Source organism: Mycolicibacterium austroafricanum (assembly GCF_000612725.1).
GTDB lineage: Bacteria > Actinomycetota > Actinomycetes > Mycobacteriales > Mycobacteriaceae > Mycobacterium > Mycobacterium austroafricanum.
In genome coordinates this window covers 122,566-141,482 of the sequence record NZ_HG964454.1, presented here as the reverse complement: position 1 = coordinate 141,482, position 18,917 = coordinate 122,566, and the positions used below count along the sequence as shown (strand labels likewise).

18 protein-coding genes, 1 tRNA gene and 2 pseudogenes are annotated in these 18,917 nt (G+C 67.6%); 9 read left to right on the top strand and 12 right to left on the bottom strand.

Annotated features, from left to right (window positions below; all coding sequences use genetic code 11):
- Both BN976_RS17805 and BN976_RS17800 read right to left on the bottom strand, forming a co-directional pair.
- Nucleotides 1-511, bottom strand: a pseudogene (locus BN976_RS17805) (hypothetical protein); the annotation flags it as partial.
- 145 nt (nucleotides 512-656) lie between these two features.
- Nucleotides 657-2,897, bottom strand: coding sequence for an NADP-dependent isocitrate dehydrogenase (locus BN976_RS17800; protein ID WP_036372609.1), 2,241 nt, complete (start codon nucleotides 2,895-2,897; stop codon nucleotides 657-659).
- 253 nt (nucleotides 2,898-3,150) lie between these two features.
- Here BN976_RS17800 and BN976_RS17795 point away from each other — a divergent pair, with 253 nt between their 5' ends.
- The 3 genes from BN976_RS17795 (at nucleotide 3,151) to BN976_RS17785 (ending at nucleotide 5,092) form a co-directional block, all read left to right on the top strand.
- On the top strand, nucleotides 3,151-3,984 hold the full coding sequence (locus BN976_RS17795; protein ID WP_036372607.1) for a hypothetical protein: 834 nt from the start codon (nucleotides 3,151-3,153) through the stop codon (nucleotides 3,982-3,984).
- Nucleotides 3,985-4,025: 41 nt separating this feature from the next.
- Nucleotides 4,026-4,355 (top strand): cupin domain-containing protein, encoded by a 330-nt coding sequence (locus tag BN976_RS17790; RefSeq protein ID WP_036373177.1) that lies wholly within the window; start codon nucleotides 4,026-4,028, stop codon nucleotides 4,353-4,355.
- Nucleotides 4,356-4,441: 86 nt separating this feature from the next.
- Nucleotides 4,442-5,092, top strand: coding sequence for a VldE C-terminal domain-containing protein (locus BN976_RS17785; protein ID WP_036372603.1), 651 nt, complete (start codon nucleotides 4,442-4,444; stop codon nucleotides 5,090-5,092).
- 1 nt (nucleotide 5,093) lies between these two features.
- Here the strand turns inward: BN976_RS17785 and BN976_RS17780 are convergent, their stop codons facing one another.
- On the bottom strand, nucleotides 5,094-6,983 hold the full coding sequence (locus tag BN976_RS17780; protein WP_036372602.1) for an alkaline phosphatase family protein: 1,890 nt from the start codon (nucleotides 6,981-6,983) through the stop codon (nucleotides 5,094-5,096).
- A 100-nt stretch (nucleotides 6,984-7,083) separates the two neighbouring features.
- Entirely contained in the window at nucleotides 7,084-7,371 is a 288-nt protein-coding gene (locus BN976_RS17775) for an ArsR/SmtB family transcription factor (RefSeq protein ID WP_036372600.1), read from the bottom strand.
- 86 nt (nucleotides 7,372-7,457) lie between these two features.
- On the opposite strand from BN976_RS17775, the gene BN976_RS17770 reads away from it, so the two are divergent.
- Together BN976_RS17770 and BN976_RS17765 are read left to right on the top strand one after the other, a co-directional pair.
- Nucleotides 7,458-8,783, top strand: a complete 1,326-nt coding sequence (locus BN976_RS17770) for an NAD(P)-binding domain-containing protein (RefSeq protein ID WP_036372599.1) — start codon at nucleotides 7,458-7,460, stop codon at nucleotides 8,781-8,783.
- Nucleotides 8,776-9,963 carry an MFS transporter gene (locus BN976_RS17765; RefSeq protein WP_036372598.1) on the top strand — a complete coding sequence of 396 codons (1,188 nt, stop codon included), beginning with the start codon at nucleotides 8,776-8,778 and terminating at the stop codon, nucleotides 9,961-9,963. Before BN976_RS17770 ends, BN976_RS17765 begins: the two co-directional genes overlap by 8 nt.
- Here BN976_RS17765 and BN976_RS17760 read toward each other — a convergent pair.
- From BN976_RS17760 to BN976_RS17745, 4 genes and pseudogenes are all read right to left on the bottom strand, one after another.
- Nucleotides 9,938-10,366 (bottom strand): arsenate-mycothiol transferase ArsC, encoded by a 429-nt coding sequence (locus BN976_RS17760; protein ID WP_036372597.1) that lies wholly within the window; start codon nucleotides 10,364-10,366, stop codon nucleotides 9,938-9,940. The genes BN976_RS17765 and BN976_RS17760 overlap by 26 nt on opposite strands.
- 4 nt (nucleotides 10,367-10,370) lie before the next feature.
- Nucleotides 10,371-11,027: an arsenate reductase ArsC gene (locus tag BN976_RS17755; RefSeq protein ID WP_409366018.1), complete on the bottom strand. Its 657-nt coding sequence runs from the start codon at nucleotides 11,025-11,027 to the stop codon at nucleotides 10,371-10,373.
- Between the two features lie 6 nt (nucleotides 11,028-11,033).
- Nucleotides 11,034-12,138 (bottom strand): annotated as a pseudogene (arsB, locus tag BN976_RS17750) (ACR3 family arsenite efflux transporter); the annotation flags it as partial.
- A complete protein-coding gene (locus tag BN976_RS17745; protein ID WP_011780429.1) occupies nucleotides 12,135-12,503 on the bottom strand; it encodes an ArsR/SmtB family transcription factor in 369 nt (122 codons plus the stop codon). The gene BN976_RS17745 and the pseudogene arsB, both read right to left, overlap by 4 nt.
- Before the next feature lie 95 nt (nucleotides 12,504-12,598).
- Between BN976_RS17745 and BN976_RS17740 the strand changes: the two genes are divergently transcribed.
- From BN976_RS17740 to BN976_RS17730, 3 genes are all read left to right on the top strand, one after another.
- The gene (locus BN976_RS17740) at nucleotides 12,599-13,009 is read left to right on the top strand and encodes an ArsR/SmtB family transcription factor (RefSeq protein WP_011780430.1); all 411 of its coding nucleotides are present in this window, start codon (nucleotides 12,599-12,601) and stop codon (nucleotides 13,007-13,009) included.
- Entirely contained in the window at nucleotides 13,006-14,076 is a 1,071-nt protein-coding gene (locus BN976_RS32750; RefSeq protein ID WP_084182328.1) for a cation diffusion facilitator family transporter, read from the top strand. The genes BN976_RS17740 and BN976_RS32750 overlap by 4 nt, the downstream gene beginning before the upstream one ends.
- A tRNA-Ile gene (locus BN976_RS17730) sits at nucleotides 14,056-14,150 on the top strand. The genes BN976_RS32750 and BN976_RS17730 overlap by 21 nt, the downstream gene beginning before the upstream one ends.
- Here the strand turns inward: BN976_RS17730 and BN976_RS32745 are convergent.
- The 4 genes from BN976_RS32745 to BN976_RS34435 form a co-directional block, all read right to left on the bottom strand.
- The gene (locus BN976_RS32745; protein ID WP_011780432.1) at nucleotides 14,108-14,710 is read right to left on the bottom strand and encodes an energy-coupling factor transporter transmembrane component T family protein; all 603 of its coding nucleotides are present in this window, start codon (nucleotides 14,708-14,710) and stop codon (nucleotides 14,108-14,110) included. The genes BN976_RS17730 and BN976_RS32745 overlap by 43 nt on opposite strands.
- Complete coding sequence (locus tag BN976_RS17720; RefSeq protein WP_011780433.1) at nucleotides 14,707-15,402, bottom strand: energy-coupling factor ABC transporter ATP-binding protein; 696 nt, start codon at nucleotides 15,400-15,402, stop codon at nucleotides 14,707-14,709. Before BN976_RS17720 ends, BN976_RS32745 begins: the two co-directional genes overlap by 4 nt.
- A complete protein-coding gene (locus BN976_RS17715) occupies nucleotides 15,395-16,000 on the bottom strand; it encodes a biotin transporter BioY (protein WP_011780434.1) in 606 nt (201 codons plus the stop codon). Before BN976_RS17715 ends, BN976_RS17720 begins: the two co-directional genes overlap by 8 nt.
- Nucleotides 16,001-16,061: 61 nt before the next feature.
- A complete protein-coding gene (locus BN976_RS34435) occupies nucleotides 16,062-17,162 on the bottom strand; it encodes a hypothetical protein (RefSeq protein ID WP_235622074.1) in 1,101 nt (366 codons plus the stop codon).
- 61 nt (nucleotides 17,163-17,223) lie between these two features.
- Here BN976_RS34435 and BN976_RS17705 point away from each other — a divergent pair, with 61 nt between their 5' ends.
- On the top strand, nucleotides 17,224-18,756 hold the full coding sequence (locus BN976_RS17705) for an HNH endonuclease signature motif containing protein (RefSeq protein WP_036372588.1): 1,533 nt from the start codon (nucleotides 17,224-17,226) through the stop codon (nucleotides 18,754-18,756).
- The last annotated feature ends 161 nt before the right edge of the window (nucleotides 18,757-18,917 follow it).

The following is an 18,917-nucleotide window of genomic DNA, read 5'->3' as shown; positions in this document are numbered from 1 at the left end:
GGACCACCCCGACGACGGCGATGGCCGCCACGGTCGCCGCGGCGGCAAGCCGTACCGACATGGTGACCGGCGGGACATGCCTGGGCACCCGGGCGACCAGTCGGCGCAGCACGCCGGCGCCGCCGGTGTCCTCGACGTCGGCCCGCGCGGCTCCGTAGGCGAGCACCATGTGTGGCGCGATGTGCCGGGCCGTCCGGTTCCGGCCCTCACGGGCGGCTTCCTCGCTCACGGTCTCGACGGTGTCGAAGCCGAAGAGCCGCAATTTGGTCCGCAGCCGGATGCCGTGCTGACGCGCCGCGGCATCGTCGTCGCCCCACACCAACCGGACGCCGTCGATGTCGCGGTCACTTTGCAGGGCGAACGTCTGGACGCTACGCGCCGCCGCCCGGGCCAACTCGTTTACGGAGTCGAGGGCGACCACCTCGTCGGCGATGACGCTGCCGTCGTAGGTGTCGACGAGCACCCAGACGGCGCTCCCCGCGGTCAGTGACAAACCAAGTACCACGCGCATAGCTACTCCCAGACGGTTGCCGGTGTTGGCCCTTTATCGGCATGTCTGTAGCAGATGTTACGCACGCGACAGCTGGGATCGCGCGGTTGCGGCAAAAATCGTCAACTTACCGCGGCGCAGCCTGGGACAGGAGCTGACACGCCGGTCAGCTGCCGGCGGCCTCCAACGCGCTGTTGAACGTCGCGCTGGGGCGCATCACCGCGGTCGTCTTCTCCTGGTCCGGGTAGTAGTAGCCACCGATGTCGACCGGCTTGCCCTGCGCGGCATTGAGCTCGTCGACGATGGTCGACTCGTTCTCGGCCAGTGTCTTGGCCAGCGGCGCGAAATGCTCGGCCAGCGCCTTGTCGTCGGTCTGCTCGGCGAGCTCCTGCGCCCAGTACATCGCCAGGTAGAACTGGCTGCCGCGGTTGTCGAGCTCCCCGGTCCTGCGCGACGGGCCCTTGTCGTTGTCGAGCAACTTGCCGATCGCCGAGTCCAGCGTCTTGCCCAGCAGCTCCGCCTTCTTGTTGCCGAACTTGGCACCCATGTCCTCGAACGACGCGCCCAGCGCCAGGAACTCACCCAGGGAGTCCCACCGCAGGTGGTTCTCCTCCACCAGCTGGTGGACGTGCTTGGGCGCCGAGCCGCCGGCGCCGGTCTCATACATGCCGCCGCCTGCCATCAGCGGAACGATGGACAACATCTTCGCGCTGGTGCCCAGCTCCAGGATCGGGAACAGGTCGGTGAGGTAGTCGCGCAGGATGTTGCCGGTCACCGCGATGGTGTCCTGCCCGCGGATCACCCGCTCCAGGGTGTACCGCATCGCCCACACCTGCGGCAGGATCGTGATGTCGAGGCCGTCGGTGTCCTCCTCCTTGAGGTAGGCCTTCACCTTCTTGCGCAGTTCGTTCTCGTGTGGACGCTCGTCGTCGAGCCAGAACACCGCGGGCATGCCGGACAGCCGGGCGCGCGTCACCGCCAGCTTGACCCAGTCCCGGATCGCGGCGTCCTTGACCACCGGCATGCGCCAGATGTCGCCCTCTTCGACGTTCTGCGTCAGCAGGACCTCGCCGGTGTCGATGTCGACGATGTTGGCGACGCCGTCCTCGGGGATCTCGAAGGTCTTGTCGTGGCTGCCGTACTCCTCGGCCTTCATGGCCATCAGACCGACGTTCGGGACGGTCCCCATGGTGCGCGGGTCGAACTGGCCGTTGGTCTTGCAGAAGTTGATGACCTCTTGGTACATCCGGGAGAACGTGGATTCGGGGTTGACGGCCTTGGTGTCCTTCGTACGGCCGTCGGCGCCGTACATCTTGCCGCCGAGGCGGATCATTGCGGGCATCGAGGCGTCGACGATGACGTCGGACGGCGAGTGGAAGTTCGAGATGCCCTTGGCCGAATCCACCATGGCCAACTCGGGACGATGCTCATGGCAGCGGTGCAGGTCCTCGATGATCTCCTCGCGCTGCGACGCCGGCAGCACCTCGATTTTGCTGTACAGATCCGACAGTCCGTTGTTGACATTGACGCCGAGCTCGTCGAACAGCTTCTGATGCTTGGCGAAGGCGTCCTTGTAGAACACCTTGACCGCGTGGCCGAACACGATGGGGTGGCTGACCTTCATCATGGTCGCCTTGACGTGCAGCGAGAACATCACGCCGGTCTTGTAGGCGTCCTCGATCTGCTCCTCGTAGAAGTCGATCAGCGCCTTCTTGCTCATGTACATGCTGTCGATGACGTCGCCCTTTTCCAGCGCGACCTCGGGCTTGAGGACCAGGGCGGGGCCGCCGCTGGAGGGCTCGAGCACCATCTTGACCTTGCGGTCCTTGTCGAGGGTCATCGACTTCTCGCCGTGGTAGAAGTCGCCGTGCTTCATGGTCGCGACGTGGGTGCGGGAGGCCTGCGACCACTCCCCCATGCTGTGCGGGTGCTTGCGGGCGTACTCCTTGACCGCCTTCGGCGCACGGCGATCCGAGTTCCCTTGCCGCAGAACAGGGTTGACGGCACTGCCGAGCACCTTGGCGTACCGCTCCTTGACGGCCTTCTCTTCGTCCGTCTTCGGGTCGCCCGGGTAGTCGGGCAGGTCGTAACCCTTGGCCTTGAGTTCCTTGATCGCGGCCAGCAGCTGCGGCACCGAGGCGCTGATGTTGGGCAGCTTGATGATGTTGGTGTCCGGTTCCTGCGTGAGCGCGCCGAGCTCGGCCAGGTTGTCGGGCACCTTCTGCTCGTCGGTGAGGCGATCGCTGAACTCGGCCAGGATGCGGGCCGCCACGGAGATGTCGCTGGACTTGACGTCGATGCCTGCAGCCGATGCGAAGGTGCGGACCACGGGCAGGAAGGCGTAGGTCGCGAGGAGCGGCGCCTCATCGGTCAGCGTGTAGATGATGGACGGCTGCTCGGCGCTCATTGTGGTCTCCCGCGTCAGTTTCGGTTCAGTTCGAAGGCACCCTTCCGGCGAAGCCTATCGAATCGCGGTGCGCCCGCGATCCGTAGGCGGCGCCGATCTGCGGAGCCCCGACCCGAGGCCCCACCCGCCAAGGGAACAGTTCCGCCACGGCACAGTCACGGTTAATGACAGCACCGGCAATTTGAGTGGGGACGGGATGCGCTCACCGCTACATTCACCGAGCGAGCAAACGAACGGCTGAAAGAGGCGGGACATGGCACTGACGATTCGAGCCGGGGGCGGTGCAGCGGCTCTGGCGGTGGCGGTGCTCGCGGCCGGATGCTCCTCGGCGCCCGCCCCCGAGGGCGCGGCAAACGCGGCGGCGGTGCCGGGCGGCCCGTCCGTGTCGGGATCACTGGCTCAGTGGCAGGACGCGATCTGCCGGGACGACGCGGAAACCGGCTCGGGCACCCGCCACACGGTCGGCGGCACCAGCTGTGTGCCCAAGGACGGTGACGGCGTGGTGAACTTCGACCACTTCGAATCGGAACCGTCGATGGACTCGGTGCTGTCCTGGCAGCCGTCCACGCATACCGCAGAGACTGTCGTCGACGGTCGGCCGCTGGCAATCTGGACCCCGTCCGGCGAGGCCGCGGACCTGGAACCGTTGAAGCAGTTCGGTTTCACCGTCGCGTCCTACCAGTCGGCGAGCTTCGTGCGCGCCACCGCCGACGTGCCTGCGGCGCTTCCGTCCGGCGACATCGAGACGATCCCGCCCAACGAGTACGGCTACGTCGTCGTGCAGACGGCGGCAGGCGACACGCAGTGCATCGTCGAGGCGACCTTCATCGGGTGCGAGACCGAAGGCACGAACTGGCAGCAGCACGTGGACGGCAGCGGGCCCTACCACGGGGTGCGTATAAACACCGACGGGACCGGGTCATGGGTGGACGGCAATCTCGGTGCGGTGGCGCCGACGACGCTGGGCGCCAAGACCTACCGGGCGCTGGGCTGGACGATTGCGTCGACACCGGCGGGCATGCGCTTCACCAACGACAAGACCGGACACGGCGCCCTCGTCAGCGTGCAGAACGTCCAACCGTTCTGACGGGTTGACGCTGCGGCGTCAACGGGCATGGAATGACTGTCATGCAGAAGGTGTCGATCGAAGCGCTGGTGCGTGAGCAGTTTGCGAAGGCGGCCGCGAACGGCCGCAACGCCGCCGACACCGTTGTCGGCGGCCACGAGCGGGTGCTGCGGCAGACGGTGATCGCCATGCTGGAGGGCGCCGAGCTCGGCGAGCACGAGAACCCCGGCGAGGCCACGCTGTATGTGCTCAAAGGCTCGGTCCGACTGCTGTCCGGTGATCAGCAGTGGGATGCCCGCACCGGAGACCTGTTGATGATTCCCAACGCCCGTCACTCGGTGATCGCGCAGACGGACGCGGCCCTGCTGCTCACCGTCGCCAAGGTGCCCTGACGGCTGGGGTGTTCCACCACCCCGACGAGCACACGTTGCTGCCAATTGCCGTCTCAGGCTCGGCACGGCGATTAAGGTGGCTCTCCGTGGGCAGCAAACTGTCAGCCGGCGGGCGCGGGCGGTGGTTGGCCGTCGCGGTCTCGCTGGCGGTGTCCGCAGGCATGGTCTACGCCCAGACCACCGCGCCGCCGCGGCAGCCGCAGCCCTCACAGCCCAGCGCCGCCGAGCAGGACCCGACGCCGTCGATGGCGGCGCCGCCACCCACCGAAGCAGAGCTGTTGGCGGCCAGCGCTCCGGCCGATGCCCGGGTTTTCGATTTCGCGCTGCCCGCCGGGGTGGCGCCCGAGGGCGGATTACAGGTCAAGACCATCTGGGCGGCCCGCGCGATCAGCACGATGTTCCCCGAGATCACCACGATCGGTGGTTACCGGCAGGATCCGCTGAAGTGGCATCCCAACGGCCTGGCGATCGACGTGATGATCCCGAACCACAACAGCGAGGAAGGGATCGAGCTCGGCAACCAGATCGCCGGCTACGCACTGGCGAACGCCAAGCGCTGGGGTGTGCTGCACGTGATCTGGCGGCAGGGCTACTACCCCGGCATCGGCGCGCCCAGCTGGACCGCCGATTACGGGTCGGAGACGCTGAACCATTTCGACCACGTGCACATCGCCACCGACGGCGGCGGCTACCCGACCGGGGACGAGTCCTACTTCATCGCCTCGATGCAGCGTTAGCTCAGACCGCGACCGCGGCAGCCCCGCACGCGAACACCGCGCTCGACACCCGCCCGTCGCTGCACACCAGCGCCACCAGATCCGGTGTCGAGAGCTCCTCCGGAGATTCGGGGAAGGTCGGCGGCGCCGGCGGCCACAGCGGGAAGATGCTGGCCCCGGTCACTCCGGTGAGACGGGCGACGATCTGTGCGACGAAGTTCGTCGCGACATAGGCGAGATCGCCCACGAACTTGACCGGCACGATCGCCAGCTGCGCCAGCGGGCTGATCAAGAAGATGCCCGCGTCGGCGATCGTCTGCAGGCTGTCGGTGATGCCGGTGGTGAGCATGTCGACGTAGTACGGCACCGAGGCGAAGATGGTGCGGGCGCCGAGCGCGAGGGTGGTCCCGATGTCCGGGTACCCGTACTTGCCGATGATGTCGAGCAGCGCCCCGCGCAGCGCGGCGTCATTGTCGACGGGCGTGACGTCGGCGTCGTCGAGGTCGGTCAGCGGCACTCCGTCGGAGTCTTCGGCGGGCTCGAAACCGAACAGCGACAGCACCGTCGGCGTCACGTCGACGATCGAGTACTTCAGGTTGATCACGCCCTGACCGAACAGTTCGGGGTTGCTCGCGATGACGAATGTCGATGTCTCGTCCGGTGATTGGAAGCCGTGACCGAGCCCCTTCTGCGCCTGGTGGCCGTGGTCCGTCACCATGATGATCGTCCACTTCTCCCCCGTCGCAGCCTCCCAGGTGCTGACGGCCTGCAGGATCTCGCCGAGATTGCGGTCGAAGTTCGCCACGGCCGCGGCGTATTCCGGCGAGTCACCGCCGTACAGGTGCCCGTTCTCGTCCACGCCGACGAAGTAGCTGAACATGAAGTTGGCGGCATCTGCGCTGGCGGCGGCGATGGCGGCCTCGGTCAGGTCACCGACCTCGTCGTCGGTCAGCAACCAGTTCGTGTCCCCTTCCACCTGGGACACGTTGACGACGGTGTCGGCGCCGAGCCCGGAGTCGGCGATGCCCGAGATGACGTTCCAGTTGGCGATCGACGTGGTCACGATGTCGCCGTCGAGCGTCTCGAGCTGGGTGAACACCGTCGGCCACTTTTCGTAGGTCCACGGGGTGAAGATGTTGTTGATGACGCCCGTCTTCTCCCCCCACGCGCCGGTCAGGATCGACGACCACGACGGGTTCGAGATGGTGGTGTGCCCGACGATGGTCGAGGCGGCGGTGGTGCCGTTCTGGATCAGGCTGAAGAAGTTCGTGGTGGTGGCGGGGTTGGCCAGCACACGGCTGAGGTTGGTGCCGTCCACCCCGATGAGCAGCACGTTGGGGGTTTCGTCGGCCAGTGCGGTGACCTGAGTCGCCACTGTGTTGCGGCGAATCACGTTGCGCTCCAACTCGTCCCGCACGGCGGCCAGCGACGCCAGCATCGCCGATCCCCCCATCGGTGCGGCGGGGGCCGGCTCGGGTTGCGGTGCGGGCTCGGACGTGACCTGATCGGAGACCAGCGTGACCACTGCCGCTTCGGCGTACTCGGCATCGTCGACGTCGACGCTGTCAGTGTCCTCGACGTCGACTGCGTCCTGAGCCTCGACGTCCTGGGCCTCGGCGTCCTGGGCCTCCTCGTCCTCGTCTTCGTCTTCGTCGACGACTTCCTCGTCGTCGGCCTCGGCGACCTCTTTCTCGGCTTCGTCGTCGGGAGCCGCCGCACCGTCGTCAGCGGTGGTCCCGACCTTCGCCGACGACTCCTCATTCGAGGTCGTCGTCGTCGACGAGGACTCGCTGGATGCCGACGGGGCGGACGGCTCGGCGTGCGCGACGCCCGGTGCCGACGCCACCGCCCAACCCACACCCAGGGTCACCGCAAGTGCCCCGACGCGTCCGATGTGATTGGAGTAGCCCATGGGATCCCTTTCGACGGAGCGCGAATCGGCAGCTATTGTGCTGCCCGTAAATTACGCCCCGGTGATGGTTCGCCGACCGGGTTTCAACGAGTTGGTCACGTTAAGACGTGAGCGCAGCGACGTCCTGCGCAACCCGATCCAGCGCGTCGCGCTGGATCCGGTAGTACGCCCATTTGCCTCGCTGCTGCCGGCTCACCAGGCCGGCGTCGACCAGCAGCTTCATGTGGTGGGACACCGTGGGTTGCGACAGCCCCAGCGGCGCGGTCAGATCGCAGATGCACGCTTCGCCGTCCCGGGCGGCCGCAATCAGTGACAGCAGCTTGACCCGCGCCGGGTCGGCGAGGGCCTTGAACGTCGCGGCCAGGCCTTCCGCCGGGACAGTCGCCATCCCGAGAGCATCGCATATACATTGACAAACGTCGATGCATCGCACAGGGTCGACGAATCGATAGCTGTCGATGCAAGGAGCGGTGCATGTCGGATCTTCCTGTCGTCGTCATCGGTGCCGGGCCGCAGGGTCTGGCGGCCGCGGCGCATCTGCGCGAGCGCGGGCTGGCGCCGCTGGTGCTCGAATGCGGCACCTCCGCAGGTGCGGCGATCGAGCAGTGGGCGCACGTGCGGACGTTCTCGCCGTGGCCCGAACTGATCGACGCCGCCGCGACACGGCTGTTGGCGCCGACCGGGTGGACCGCTCCCACAGACGGCTACCCCACCGGACGGGAATGGATCGACCGGTACCTCGCGCCGTTGAGCGCCGCCCTCGACGGTCACGTGCGGTTCGATACGCGCGTCACCGCCGTCAGTCGGCGTGGCCGGGACCGGCTCGTCAGTGCCGGTCGCCAGGGTCAGCCATTCGTCGTACATGTGATCGACTCCGCCGGCGCCGAGTCCCGGCTGGAGGCCCGAGCGGTCATCGACGCCTCGGGCACGTGGGGCCAGCCGAGTCCCGCCGGCGCCGACGGTGTCCCGGCCATCGGTGAAAAGCACGCCGCCGCAGCGGGTCTCGTGACCTATCTGCCACCGGCGCCCGCCGCCACCGCGACATGGGCGGGTCGGCACGTGGTGGTCATCGGGAGCGGGCATTCGGCGATGACCGCGGTCATCGAACTCGCGGACGTGGCGCGCAGAGATCCGTCGACGACGGTGACGTGGGCGCTGCGGCGCGGCACGGTCGGCGACACCTTCGGTGGCGGCGCCGGCGACGGGCTTCCGGAGCGCGGGGCGCTCGGGGTGCGCTCGCGCGACGCCGTCACGGCGGGGCTGGTGGATCTGGTCACCGGATTCCGCACCGAGCGAATCGACGTCGCGGATGGCCGTGCGGTGGTGACGGCCGAGGACGGCCGCGGGCTGCCCGCCGCGGACCATGTCGTGGTGCTGACGGGATTCCGGCCGGATCTGTCCTTCCTCACCGAGATGCGCGTCGAACTCGACCCGGTGTTGCAGGCGCCTGTCAGGCTCGCGTCCGAGATCGACCCGAACCAGCATTCTTGTGGCAGCGTGTCCCCGCACGGCGCAGTCGAACTCATGCATCCTGAAGCCGACTTCTACATCGTCGGGATGAAGTCCTACGGTCGCGCACCGACCTTCCTGGCGATGACAGGTCATGAACAGGTGCGCAGCGTGGCCGCGGAGCTGGCCGGCGATCACGAGGCCGCACGCAGGGTGGAGCTGGTGCTGCCCGAGACCGGCGTGTGCGGCGGCGCGGGACTGTTCGAGGCTCCCGGAGAATCCGGTGCGGGCGGCTGCTGCGGGGTTCCCACCCATCCGGCGGCGTTGTCGCTGAACACCTTTGGTGGCTGAGTCCGACCGCGCCGACCGGCGCTCGGTGCTGCTCACTCTGTGCCTCACCGAGATCACCAGCTGGGGGGTGCTGTACTACGCGTTCTCGGTGCTGTCACCGGCCATCTGCGCGGACACCGGCTGGTCCGCGCCGGCGGTGACGGCAGCGTTCTCCGCGGGCCTGGTGATCTCCGCGCTGCTGGGGATTCCGGTGGGGCGCTGGCTGGACCGCCACGGCCCCCGCTGGATCATGACGGGCGGGTCGGTGCTCGGATCGATCGCACTGGCCGGCGTCGCAGCCGCACCCGACGTCGTATCTTTCACCGCGGCATGGGTTGTCGCCGGCGTAGCGATGAGCGCAGTGTTCTACGCTCCGGCGTTCGCCGCGCTGACACGCTACTTCCGCCCCGATGCGGTCCGCGCGCTGACCGCCCTGACGCTGGCGGCGGGCCTGGCCAGCACGGTGTTCGCACCGTTGACTGCGGCGATATCGGCGCACATGGACTGGCGCGAAACCTATCTCGTCCTGGCCGCCGCGATGGCCGTCATCACCGTCCCCGCGCATTTCTTCGGCCTGCGCCGGCCGTGGCCCCACATCGAGCACCACCATCTGGCCGAGCCGCCGACCCGCATCGCGCGCAGCCGCCAATTCGTCGCCCTCACCGTGGCATTCGCGATGGCCGGGCTGGCCTCCTACGCCGTGATCGTCAATCTGGTGCCGCTGATGACGGCGCACGGAATCAGCACGCAGGCCGCCGCGCTCGCCCTCGGACTCGGCGGCGCCGGCCAGGTTCTCGGGCGGCTCGGCTACCAGCGGATGGTCCGGCACCTCAGCGTCGTTCCGCGCACCGCGCTGATCATGGCCGGTGTCGCGGTCACCACTGCGCTGCTCGGACTGCTCACGTCGGTGGCCAACCTGATCGCCGTGGCCGTCGTGGCCGGCGTCGTCCGAGGCGTGATGACGTTGCTGCAGGCCACCGCGGTGACCGAACGGTGGGGCATCACCCATTACGGGCAGCTCAGCGGAATTCTGTCCGCGCCCGTCATGCTGAGCACCGCACTGGGACCCTTCGTCGGCGCGGGATTGGCCACCCTGCTGGGAGGCTACGGGGCGATGTTCGTGGTGCTCGGGGCGGTCGCGCTCGCCGCCGCGCTGCTTGCCACCGCGACGCGGGTCAGACCGGTGGATGCTGACGGGTGAGACGGTCGGCCAGGGCGGCGACCCGTCCGGCGATGTCGTCGCGGATCAGCCGCATGCGCTCGAGGCCGTCGATCCCCCGCAGTGACGGCTCGTCGGTGTCCCACACCTCGATGGGTGTGTCACCCACCGGGTCCACGTGCGCCTGGGTGCCCACCACCACGACGAGGTCGGCGTCATCGATCATCTCGTCGGTGAGCTGGGTGGGCCGGTGGGCACTGACGTCGATCCCCAGCTCGGCCAGTGCTTGCGCAGAGACGTCGTTGACGGCCCCCTTGGCGTTCGTCCCGGCGGACAGTGCGGTGATCTGGGTCGGCGCGAGATGACGCATGAGGCCCTGCGCCATCACCGATTTGCCTGCGTTGCTCACACAGACGAACAGCACCGTCGGAGCGGTCCCTGACACGGTGTCAGCGCACCGCGACGGGGACCTGGAGGTCGGCAAGCAGCCGGCGCACCCGTTCCTCGACGTCGTCGCGGATCGGCCGGACCGCCTCCAACCCCTGTCCGGCGGGGTCGGTCAGTTCCCAGTTCTCGTAGCGCTTGCCCGGAAATACCGGGCAGGCGTCGCCGCAGCCCATGGTGACCACCACGTCGGCGGCGCGGACGATCTCCTCGGTCCACGGCTTGGGGAACTCGCCGGTGATGTCGATTCCCACCTCGGCCATGGCGGCGACCGCGGCCGGGTTGATCTCGTGACCGGGCTCCGAACCCCCGGACCAGCCCACCGCTTTGTCCCCGGCCAGGTGGGTCAAGAAGCCCAGCGCCATCTGGGAGCGTCCCGCGTTGTGCGTGCACAGGAACAGCACTGTGGGTCTCGCGTCGGGGATCTTGGCTTCGACGCGGGCCAGGGCGCTCAGTTGCTGACGGGCGTAACGTTCGGCCAGCAGCGGAAGAAAGTTGGGAACCTTTGCGCGGCCGGCGAAATGCGCGTAGGACGAATGCAGGAAACGCTCGATGGTCTCGGCTCCGATGATGTCCCCGAACTCGGTCTGCAGCTGGTTGGCTGCCGCTTTCAACGCCAACTGCTGATCGATGGGCAGATCACGGCGCAGTTGGTGCGTCACCGGAGTGTCAGTCATCGACTACTTCCTTCGTCCTCGTCGAATCGGTGGTGCTATCGGGGAATCTACGCCGCAGCGCCAGCGAGACGTAGACCAATGCGACGAGCACCGGGACCTCGATCAACGGTCCGACCACCCCGGCGAGCGCCTGCCCGGAGGTGGCGCCGTAGGTGGCGATGGCGACGGCGATGGCGAGTTCGAAGTTGTTCCCCGCGGCGGTGAAGGCCAGCGTGGTGGTCCGCTCGTAGCCCAGGCGCAGCGCGGCGCCGAGGGCGTAGCCGCCGCCCCACATGACCGCGAAGTAGACCAGCAGCGGCAACGCGATGCGGGCCACGTCCCAGGGTCGGTTGGTGATCTGATCGCCTTGCAGCGCAAAGAGGATCACGATGGTGAACAGCAGTCCGTAGAGCGCCCACGGTCCGATGACGGGCAGGAACCTCGACTCGTACCACGCCCTGCCCTTGGTCTTCTCGCCGATGCGGCGCGACAGGTATCCGGCGAGCAGCGGGATGCCCAGGAAGATCAGCACCGATTTCGCGATCTGCCACGGCGACGTGTCGATGGTGGTCTGTTCAAGACCCAGCCAGCCGGGAAGCACCGACAGGTAGAACCAGCCGAGCACCGCGAACATGAACACCTGGAAGATCGAGTTCAGCGCGACCAGCACGGCGGCGGCTTCGCGGTCGCCGCAGGCGAGGTCGTTCCAGATGATGACCATCGCGATGCAGCGCGCCAGGCCGACGATGATCAGCCCGGTGCGGTATTCGGGCAGGTCCGGCAGCATCAGCCAGGCGAGCGCGAACATCAGCGCCGGGCCGAACACCCAGTTCAGCACGAGCGAGGAGATCAGCAGCTTGCGGTCGCCGGTGACGGTGTCGAGGCGGTCGTAGCGGACCTTCGCCAGCACCGGGTACATCATGATCAGCAGACCCAGCGCGATCGGCAATGAAACACCGTCGATGGCAACGCTTTCCAGCGCCGTGTTCAGGCCCGGTATCCAGCGGCCCAGAAGCAGACCGGCGACCATCGCGGCGCCGATCCACAGGGGCAGGAAGCGGTCGAGGGTGGACAGCTTCGCGACGACTACCGGCGACGCCGTGGACGTGTCACTCATGCGGGCACGCTCGCTGCGTCGGCGCCGAGGATGACCGCCAGGCTGTCCAGCGCCTCGGGGACCACGGCGTAGTAGACCCAGGAGGCCCGGCGTTGCGAGGTCAGCAGTCCGGCGTCCCGGAGCACCTTGAGATGGTGCGAGACCGTGGGCTGGGACACCTCGATACCGGCGGAGAGGTCACACACGCAGGCCTCACCTCCGTCATGGCTGGCGATCGCGCTGAACAACTGCAGGCGCACCGGATCGGCGAGGGCCTTGAACCTGACTGCCATGTCCGCGGCGGCCGCGGCGGACAGAGGTTTACGCAGAAGCGCACCCGGCGGACAGCATTGGTCGTCGGCACGCGGCGCCGCTGACTTCGACATACATCGATATTGACAGTCATCGAATCAAGACGCAAACGAACGGCGCGTGAACGTCGGCATTGCCCCGTGGGCCGGATGCGTTCTACTATCTGCGTATGAATGCAGGTAATGGTCAATGCGGCCGTCGGCTGCCCGACGACCAGGTGAACCTGGTCGTCGAGGTTTTCCGGATGCTCGCCGATGCGACCCGCGTGCAGATCCTCTGGGCCCTGGTCAGCCGCGAGATGTCGGTCAATGACCTTGCCGCACACGTGAACAAGCCGGCACCCTCGGTGTCGCAACACCTGGCGAAACTACGCATGGCCCGGTTGGTGCGCACCCGCCGAGAAGGCACCAGCGTCTTCTACAGCCTGGACAACGACCACATCAGGCAGCTCGTCACCGACGCGGTATTCAACGCCGAACACGCCGGGCCCGGGGTGCCCGGGCATCACCGCGACGCGGCCGAACTCGCCATGCTGCACGCCGACACGGCCGCGGCACCCGCCAAGGGTCGCGGCGCATGAGCCACGCCACCGGGGCCGCGGCGCACCCGCAGAACCACGACCACCCGCACCACCACGACCACGACCATCCGCACGATCATGGGCATCCGCACGGCGGGAAACTGCGCACAGCCATCCGCGAGGTGTTCGCCCCACACAGCCACGACGCGTCCGACAGCATCGACGACGCACTGGAATCCAGCGCCGCCGGCATCCGGGCGGTGAAGATCAGCCTGCTCGTGCTCGGCGCCACCACGGTCGGCCAGCTCGCGATCGTGGCAGTGTCGGGTTCGGTCGCGTTGCTCGCCGACACCATCCACAACTTCTCCGACGCGATGACCGCCATCCCGCTCTGGATCGCGTTCGCGCTCGGCACCAGGGCCGCGACCCGCCGCTATACCTACGGCTTCGGCCGGGCCGAGGACATCGCCGGGCTGTTCGTGGTCGCGATGATCGCGCTGTCCGCCGTCGTCGCCGGCGTCGAGTCGATCCGCCGTCTGATCAACCCCGTCGCCATCGAACACGTCGGATGGGTCGCCGCGGCCGGCCTGGTCGGATTCCTCGGCAACGAGATCGTCGCGGTCTACCGCATCCGGGTCGGCCGCCGGATCGGTTCGGCAGCGCTTGTCGCCGACGGATTGCACGCTCGCACAGACGGATTCACCTCGCTGGCGGTGGTGCTGGGCGCCGCCGGTGCGGCGCTGGGCTTCCCGCTGGCGGATCCCATCGTCGGCCTGCTGATCACCGTTGCGATCCTCGCGGTGCTCCGCACGGCGGTGCGGGATGTGTTCCGGCGCCTGATGGACGGGGTCGACCCCGCCTTCGTCGACTCCGCCGAGGCCGCGCTCGCCGCCGAGCCCGGAGTGTCACAAGTGCGCACTGTCAGGATGCGCTGGATCGGCCATCGCCTGCACGCCGAAGCGGAGTTGGACATCGATCCCGCGGTAACGCTCGCCGACGCGCACCGCATCGCACACCGCGCCGAACACACGCTGACCCATGCGGTGCCGAAGCTGTCGACCGCGCTGGTGCATGCTTATCCTGCATCGAGCGACCAAGGCGCTCGGGGCGGTAGCTCAGTCGGTTAGAGCCCCGGACTCATGATCCGGCGGGAGAGCCTCAGTCGAGTCCGCGGGCGATGAGCGCCTCGCTGAGATCGTCGGCAGCACGCAGCGCACCGACGATGACGGGTACGAACACGATCCGCGGGGTGACCCGCAGCCCACGCGCCCGGCGGGCCTCGTCCACCTGCCGGATGATCTCCACCAGCAGCGGGATCGACCGGATGGTCAGGCCCAACGCGATGCCCACCTGTCGGGCCGGAAACCCGAACCGCGCCAACGGCTTCATGGCGCGGGTCGCAGCGTCGATCATGTCGGTCGTCCGCGTCGTCAGCGTCACCATCGCCGCGAGGGATACTGCCAGCAGCAACACCCCGCACACCACCAGCGCGCGATGCAAGTCGGTGAGCACGACCTGCAACACGAAGATGAACCCGACCACCCACAGCACCTGCCGGAGTTGCAGGATCAGCGCCCGAACGTTTAGCCGCGCCGAAAGCACGGCTGCCAGAACGATTCCGGCCACGACGGCGAGCCGGACCGGTGAATCCACCCACACCGTCATCGCGACGATCAGAACACCGAGCCCGAACAACTTCGCGCCGGCCGGCATGCGATGCAGCCACGACGTTCCCGCACGGTAATCCCCCAGCATCGTCATGTCATCAGCCGCCGGTATGTGGAAAGCGCGACTGACGGTACGTCGTCGGCGACCACTCGGCCGTCGTCGAGCACGATCACGCGGTCGGCATCATCGACGAGGTCCAGATCATGGGTGACGATCACCAGTTGGGTGTGCAACGCGGCGAAGGCCTGTCGCAGCATCCGCGCATTTCGCAGGTCGAGCAGCGTCGTCGGCTCGTCGGCCACCACCACGGCTGGCTCGGTGACCAGCACCGTCGCCAGCGCCAGCAACTGCTTCTGTCCTCCGGACAGCAGGTGCGCGGGTTGATCGGCGTGTCCGGCCAGCCCGAACCGTTCCAGCACCTGCGCCACCTTCGCGGTGCGGGTCTGCCGGTCCAGCGACCGCCGGGACAGCGAGAGCTCGATGTCCTCGGCGACGGTGGGCATCAGGATCTGGCGGTCCGGATCGGTGAACACGAAACCGACCAGCCGGCGCACCTGTTTGGCGGAACGCCTGGTGTCCAGGCCGTGCACGCGTACCGCCCCCGAGTCGGGCAGCACCAATCCGTTGAACAGCCTTGCCAGCGTGGACTTTCCGCTGCCGTTGGCGCCCACGATGCCGACCCGGCGCTCGGTGATGGTGAGCGAGATTTCACGCAGCACGGGGCGCTCGCCGTAGGAATGGGACACCCCGTCGATGACGATGGCGGCGGGCGGGTCGTCAGTCATCGCTTCGAGTTCGGACGGGGGCGATGAGGCCTGGGCGGGCCCGGTGGACCTGTGCGGCCACGTAACTGCACAACACCGCCTTGGTGACATCGCCGGCGAGGTAGATGCCGTTGGTGGACAACGCAGCCCACCAGGACAGATCGGTGCGCAGCATCAGGCCTGCTGTGCCGAAAAGGTAGATGACGGCCATCCCGCCGACGACGTTGATCGCGATGCCCCACAGCACGCGGTAGCGCGGCATCATCAGTGCGGTCAGCAGACCGATCACGATGACGGCGGGCAGCCAGCCGACGAAGAAGCCGGCGGTCGGTGAGGACAGCGCCACCAGACCGGTGCGACCACCGGCCAGGATCGGTAGCCCGGCCACGGCCAGGATCGTGAACAGAGCGACCGCCAGCGCACCCTTGCGGGGGCCGAGGATCGACCCGGCCAGCATCACGCCGAGGGTCTGCAGCGTGATCGGGACGCCGGTGGGTCCGAGGCTCAGGGTGCCCGGAAGGCCCAGCGCGGCGAGCAGGCCGGCGAAGACCGCCGCTTGGGTGAGGTCGCGGGACTCGATGCGACCGAACCGGCCGAGCTTGGAAGTCTGAGCACTCACCCGAGGATTATGGGCGAAAGCGCGAGGCGGTCGGCACCTCCCCTGCCCGGCAACACCCGGATCAGGCCGCGTTCCCCGAGGCGCGGACTCTTGCGCAGGCGCGTTCAAAGCACGCCCATTCGGCCGGGCTCGGTCGCGCACCCACATCCACGACCGCCGATGCGCTGACCTCCGGGATCGGCAACCCGGCGGCGACGAGCAGCTCGGCGAGACGGCTGAGCTGACCCGCAGGGCTGTCTTCGCGCCGTTGGAAAATCCGCTCCTTCAGCCGCACTTTAGCCTCAGCAGCGCCGGAGTCGACGTCGAGCGCGGGGGCGGTGATGAGCGGGCCACACCGGCGCAGCTGCTCTTCGTAACGGTCCTCCCAGAACTCGGCGCGCCAACCCGGCCACAATTGCGGTAACCACCACACGAGCCCGGGATTCGGGTTGGTAACCCATACTCCGACGGTCTCGTTCGTCTCGTCGATATGCACACCACTCTCGGGCAAGATGCCTAGGCGCAGCGAAGACTTCCCGGTGCCGGGCAGCATGTCGAGCAGTTGCGGACCGTGCCACGCGGCACTGCTGCCCCACCACAGTGGCCAGGCTCGAACACGGCCGTTGCCACTAGTGACGGTGACAAGGTGATGTAAGCGATCGGTGTCCGCTGCCGTCTTCAGCTCCGGGCGAGAGGGATTGTCGCACAGAGGGATTCGAGCACCGACATATGCGGCGATCTCCGCAGTCGCACCATACGCCCAAGAGATCGAGTAGCCCGGCCACAAGATCTCCAACACCTGGAACATGGCCCGCCGCTCGTTCATCCTCGTCATGATTTCCTCGCCGAAGAACAGCAGCCGGTGCGCCACAAGGTCCAGAAGCAGGCCACCGTCGGACCACAGATCGTCAGTCCAAAATTCACTGGTCTCTTGCGCGAGGATGTAGCGCGTAGCCATCTCCGGTCCCGCGAGCAAGGCGTCGAGCATCCGGCACCCCGCCCAGTGCGAGTACCTCAGTTGCCAGCCGTCATGATCCACCAACACGATGTTGGCCCGATTTCCCATGGTTCCCCCTGCCGGATCGGCGCCGCGCAGGGCGACGCTCAGTTGTGGGCAGTATTCGCCCAGCCTCCGACAGCCAGGCTTGAATGCGCGCAGAGGCACCACATCGCTCGCCGGCATTGCAGCACCGGACTGAACCGAGGATGAGCTGTCGGAGCGGTCCGGTTTTGTCGGTGGTCGAATGTATGTTCGAGCTATGTCGGGAAGCGACGTACAGGCCGCGGTCACCGCGCTGCGCACTGCGTTCGACGACATGGCGGCGTGTGATGTCGACCTGCTGACTCGGCCCGATCTCGTTGCGGCTCTTGATGAGCTCGAAACTGTGGGGTGTCGACTGCCCGCGTTGAGTTACCGGTTGTTGGCGCGGTTGCAGGCCGAGACGACCCCGCCCCAGATGGGTGCCAAATCCTGGAAAGAGGTCCTGGCAGTCCGTTGGCGGATCTCGACCAGCGAGGCGCATCGCCGGCTCACCGAGGCCGCGGTGTTGGCGCCACGCCAAGCCATGACCGGAGAAGCGTTGCCGCCGGTGCTGCCCGCGACTGCGGCCGCCCAAGCCCACGGGCTGATCAACGCCGAGCATGTCGAGGTGATCCGCAAAGCCATGGCCAAGTTGCCCGGCTTCGTGGACACCGCGACGCGGGAGCGCATCGAGGTCGACCTGGTCCGCACCGCCGTCGGCAACGGCCCCAAAGAACTCAAAGACTCCGCGGACCGGACCTTGTTCCTGCTCGATCAGGACGGACCCGAACCCGACGAGCGCGAACGCGCCCGCAAGCGCGCGGTCACCAAACACAAACAGCGCGAGGACGGCATGGTCGACGTGTCGGCGACGCTGACCCCGGAAGCCTGGGCGGTGTGGGAGGCGATCTTCGCCAAATTCGCCGCCCCCGGGATGTGTAATCCCGACGATCCTGAGCCGTGCACCTCAGGCACGCCGTCACAGGCCCAGATCGACCACGATCAGCGCAGCCTGGCTCAACGCCAACACGACGCGCTCCTCGCCGGCGGGCGCATCGCACTGATGAGCGGACAGTTGGGGCAGCTCAACGGGTTGCCGGTGTCGGTGATCATCCGCACCACCCTCCAAGACCTGGAATCGCGCGCCGGGGTCGGTGTCACCGGCGGCGGCACCGTGATGCCGATCGCGGAGGTGATCCGGATGGCCGGGCACGCGAACCACTACCTCGCGGTGTTCGACCGCGCCACCGGATCAGCGCTGGATCTGTTCCGCACTCGACGGATCGCCTCCCCGGCCCAGCGGATCATGCTGATCGCCCGCGACGGCGGATGCACCAAACCCGGCTGCACCGTCGGCGCCTACGGCTGTCAGGGCCACCATGTGGAGGCTGACTTCGCCAAGGGTGGTAACACCAACGTCGACGAACTCGGTTTGGCGTGTGGGCCCGACAACCGCAGCGTCGACAACAACGGCGGCTGGACCACCCGCATGAACGAGCGCTGCGAAGTCGAATGGATTCCCCCACCATCACTGGACACCGGCCAAGCCCGAATCAACAACTACCACCGCCCCGAACGCCTCCTGCACCCACCCGACGAACCAGAACCCCAGGGCCACAACGACACTGAAGCGGAGATCGAATCAGCGGGATCCGCTCAAGGAAATCCGCGCGGCGACGAGACAAACGGCCCCCGCCCAACCGACGACGCCGGTAAACCCGGCGGCCCCGCACCACCAGGAGATCAGGCGGCCTGATGGCCGACGATCTCACGCGACAGAACCGCGACCCGAGACAGGAGCCGCCTCGTGCCTCGGCGGCCACTTCGGCTCCCAGCAACACGTCGGCCCCCGCAACGCAAAGGGCCAGGCCCGGCTCACACCGGTCCTGGCCTCTTGCTTCACTGTCGGGCTGACAG

Excerpts from the sequence above, each read along its gene's own strand:
- BN976_RS17800 (WP_036372609.1), bottom strand. The coding sequence starts at position 2,897 with ATGAGCGCCGAGCAGCCGTCCATCATCTACACGCTGACCGATGAGGCG.
- BN976_RS17795 (WP_036372607.1), top strand. The coding sequence starts at position 3,151 with ATGGCACTGACGATTCGAGCCGGGGGCGGTGCAGCGGCTCTGGCGGTG.
- BN976_RS17790 (WP_036373177.1), top strand. The coding sequence starts at position 4,026 with ATGCAGAAGGTGTCGATCGAAGCGCTGGTGCGTGAGCAGTTTGCGAAG.
- BN976_RS17780 (WP_036372602.1), bottom strand. The coding sequence starts at position 6,983 with ATGGGCTACTCCAATCACATCGGACGCGTCGGGGCACTTGCGGTGACC.
- BN976_RS17775 (WP_036372600.1), bottom strand. The coding sequence starts at position 7,371 with ATGGCGACTGTCCCGGCGGAAGGCCTGGCCGCGACGTTCAAGGCCCTC.
- BN976_RS17770 (WP_036372599.1), top strand. The coding sequence starts at position 7,458 with ATGTCGGATCTTCCTGTCGTCGTCATCGGTGCCGGGCCGCAGGGTCTG.
- BN976_RS17745 (WP_011780429.1), bottom strand. The coding sequence starts at position 12,503 with ATGTCGAAGTCAGCGGCGCCGCGTGCCGACGACCAATGCTGTCCGCCG.
- BN976_RS17740 (WP_011780430.1), top strand. The coding sequence starts at position 12,599 with ATGAATGCAGGTAATGGTCAATGCGGCCGTCGGCTGCCCGACGACCAG.
- BN976_RS32750 (WP_084182328.1), top strand. The coding sequence starts at position 13,006 with ATGAGCCACGCCACCGGGGCCGCGGCGCACCCGCAGAACCACGACCAC.
- BN976_RS32745 (WP_011780432.1), bottom strand. The coding sequence starts at position 14,710 with ATGACGATGCTGGGGGATTACCGTGCGGGAACGTCGTGGCTGCATCGC.
- BN976_RS17720 (WP_011780433.1), bottom strand. The coding sequence starts at position 15,402 with ATGACTGACGACCCGCCCGCCGCCATCGTCATCGACGGGGTGTCCCAT.
- BN976_RS34435 (WP_235622074.1), bottom strand. The coding sequence starts at position 17,162 with ATGCCGGCGAGCGATGTGGTGCCTCTGCGCGCATTCAAGCCTGGCTGT.
- BN976_RS17705 (WP_036372588.1), top strand. The coding sequence starts at position 17,224 with ATGTATGTTCGAGCTATGTCGGGAAGCGACGTACAGGCCGCGGTCACC.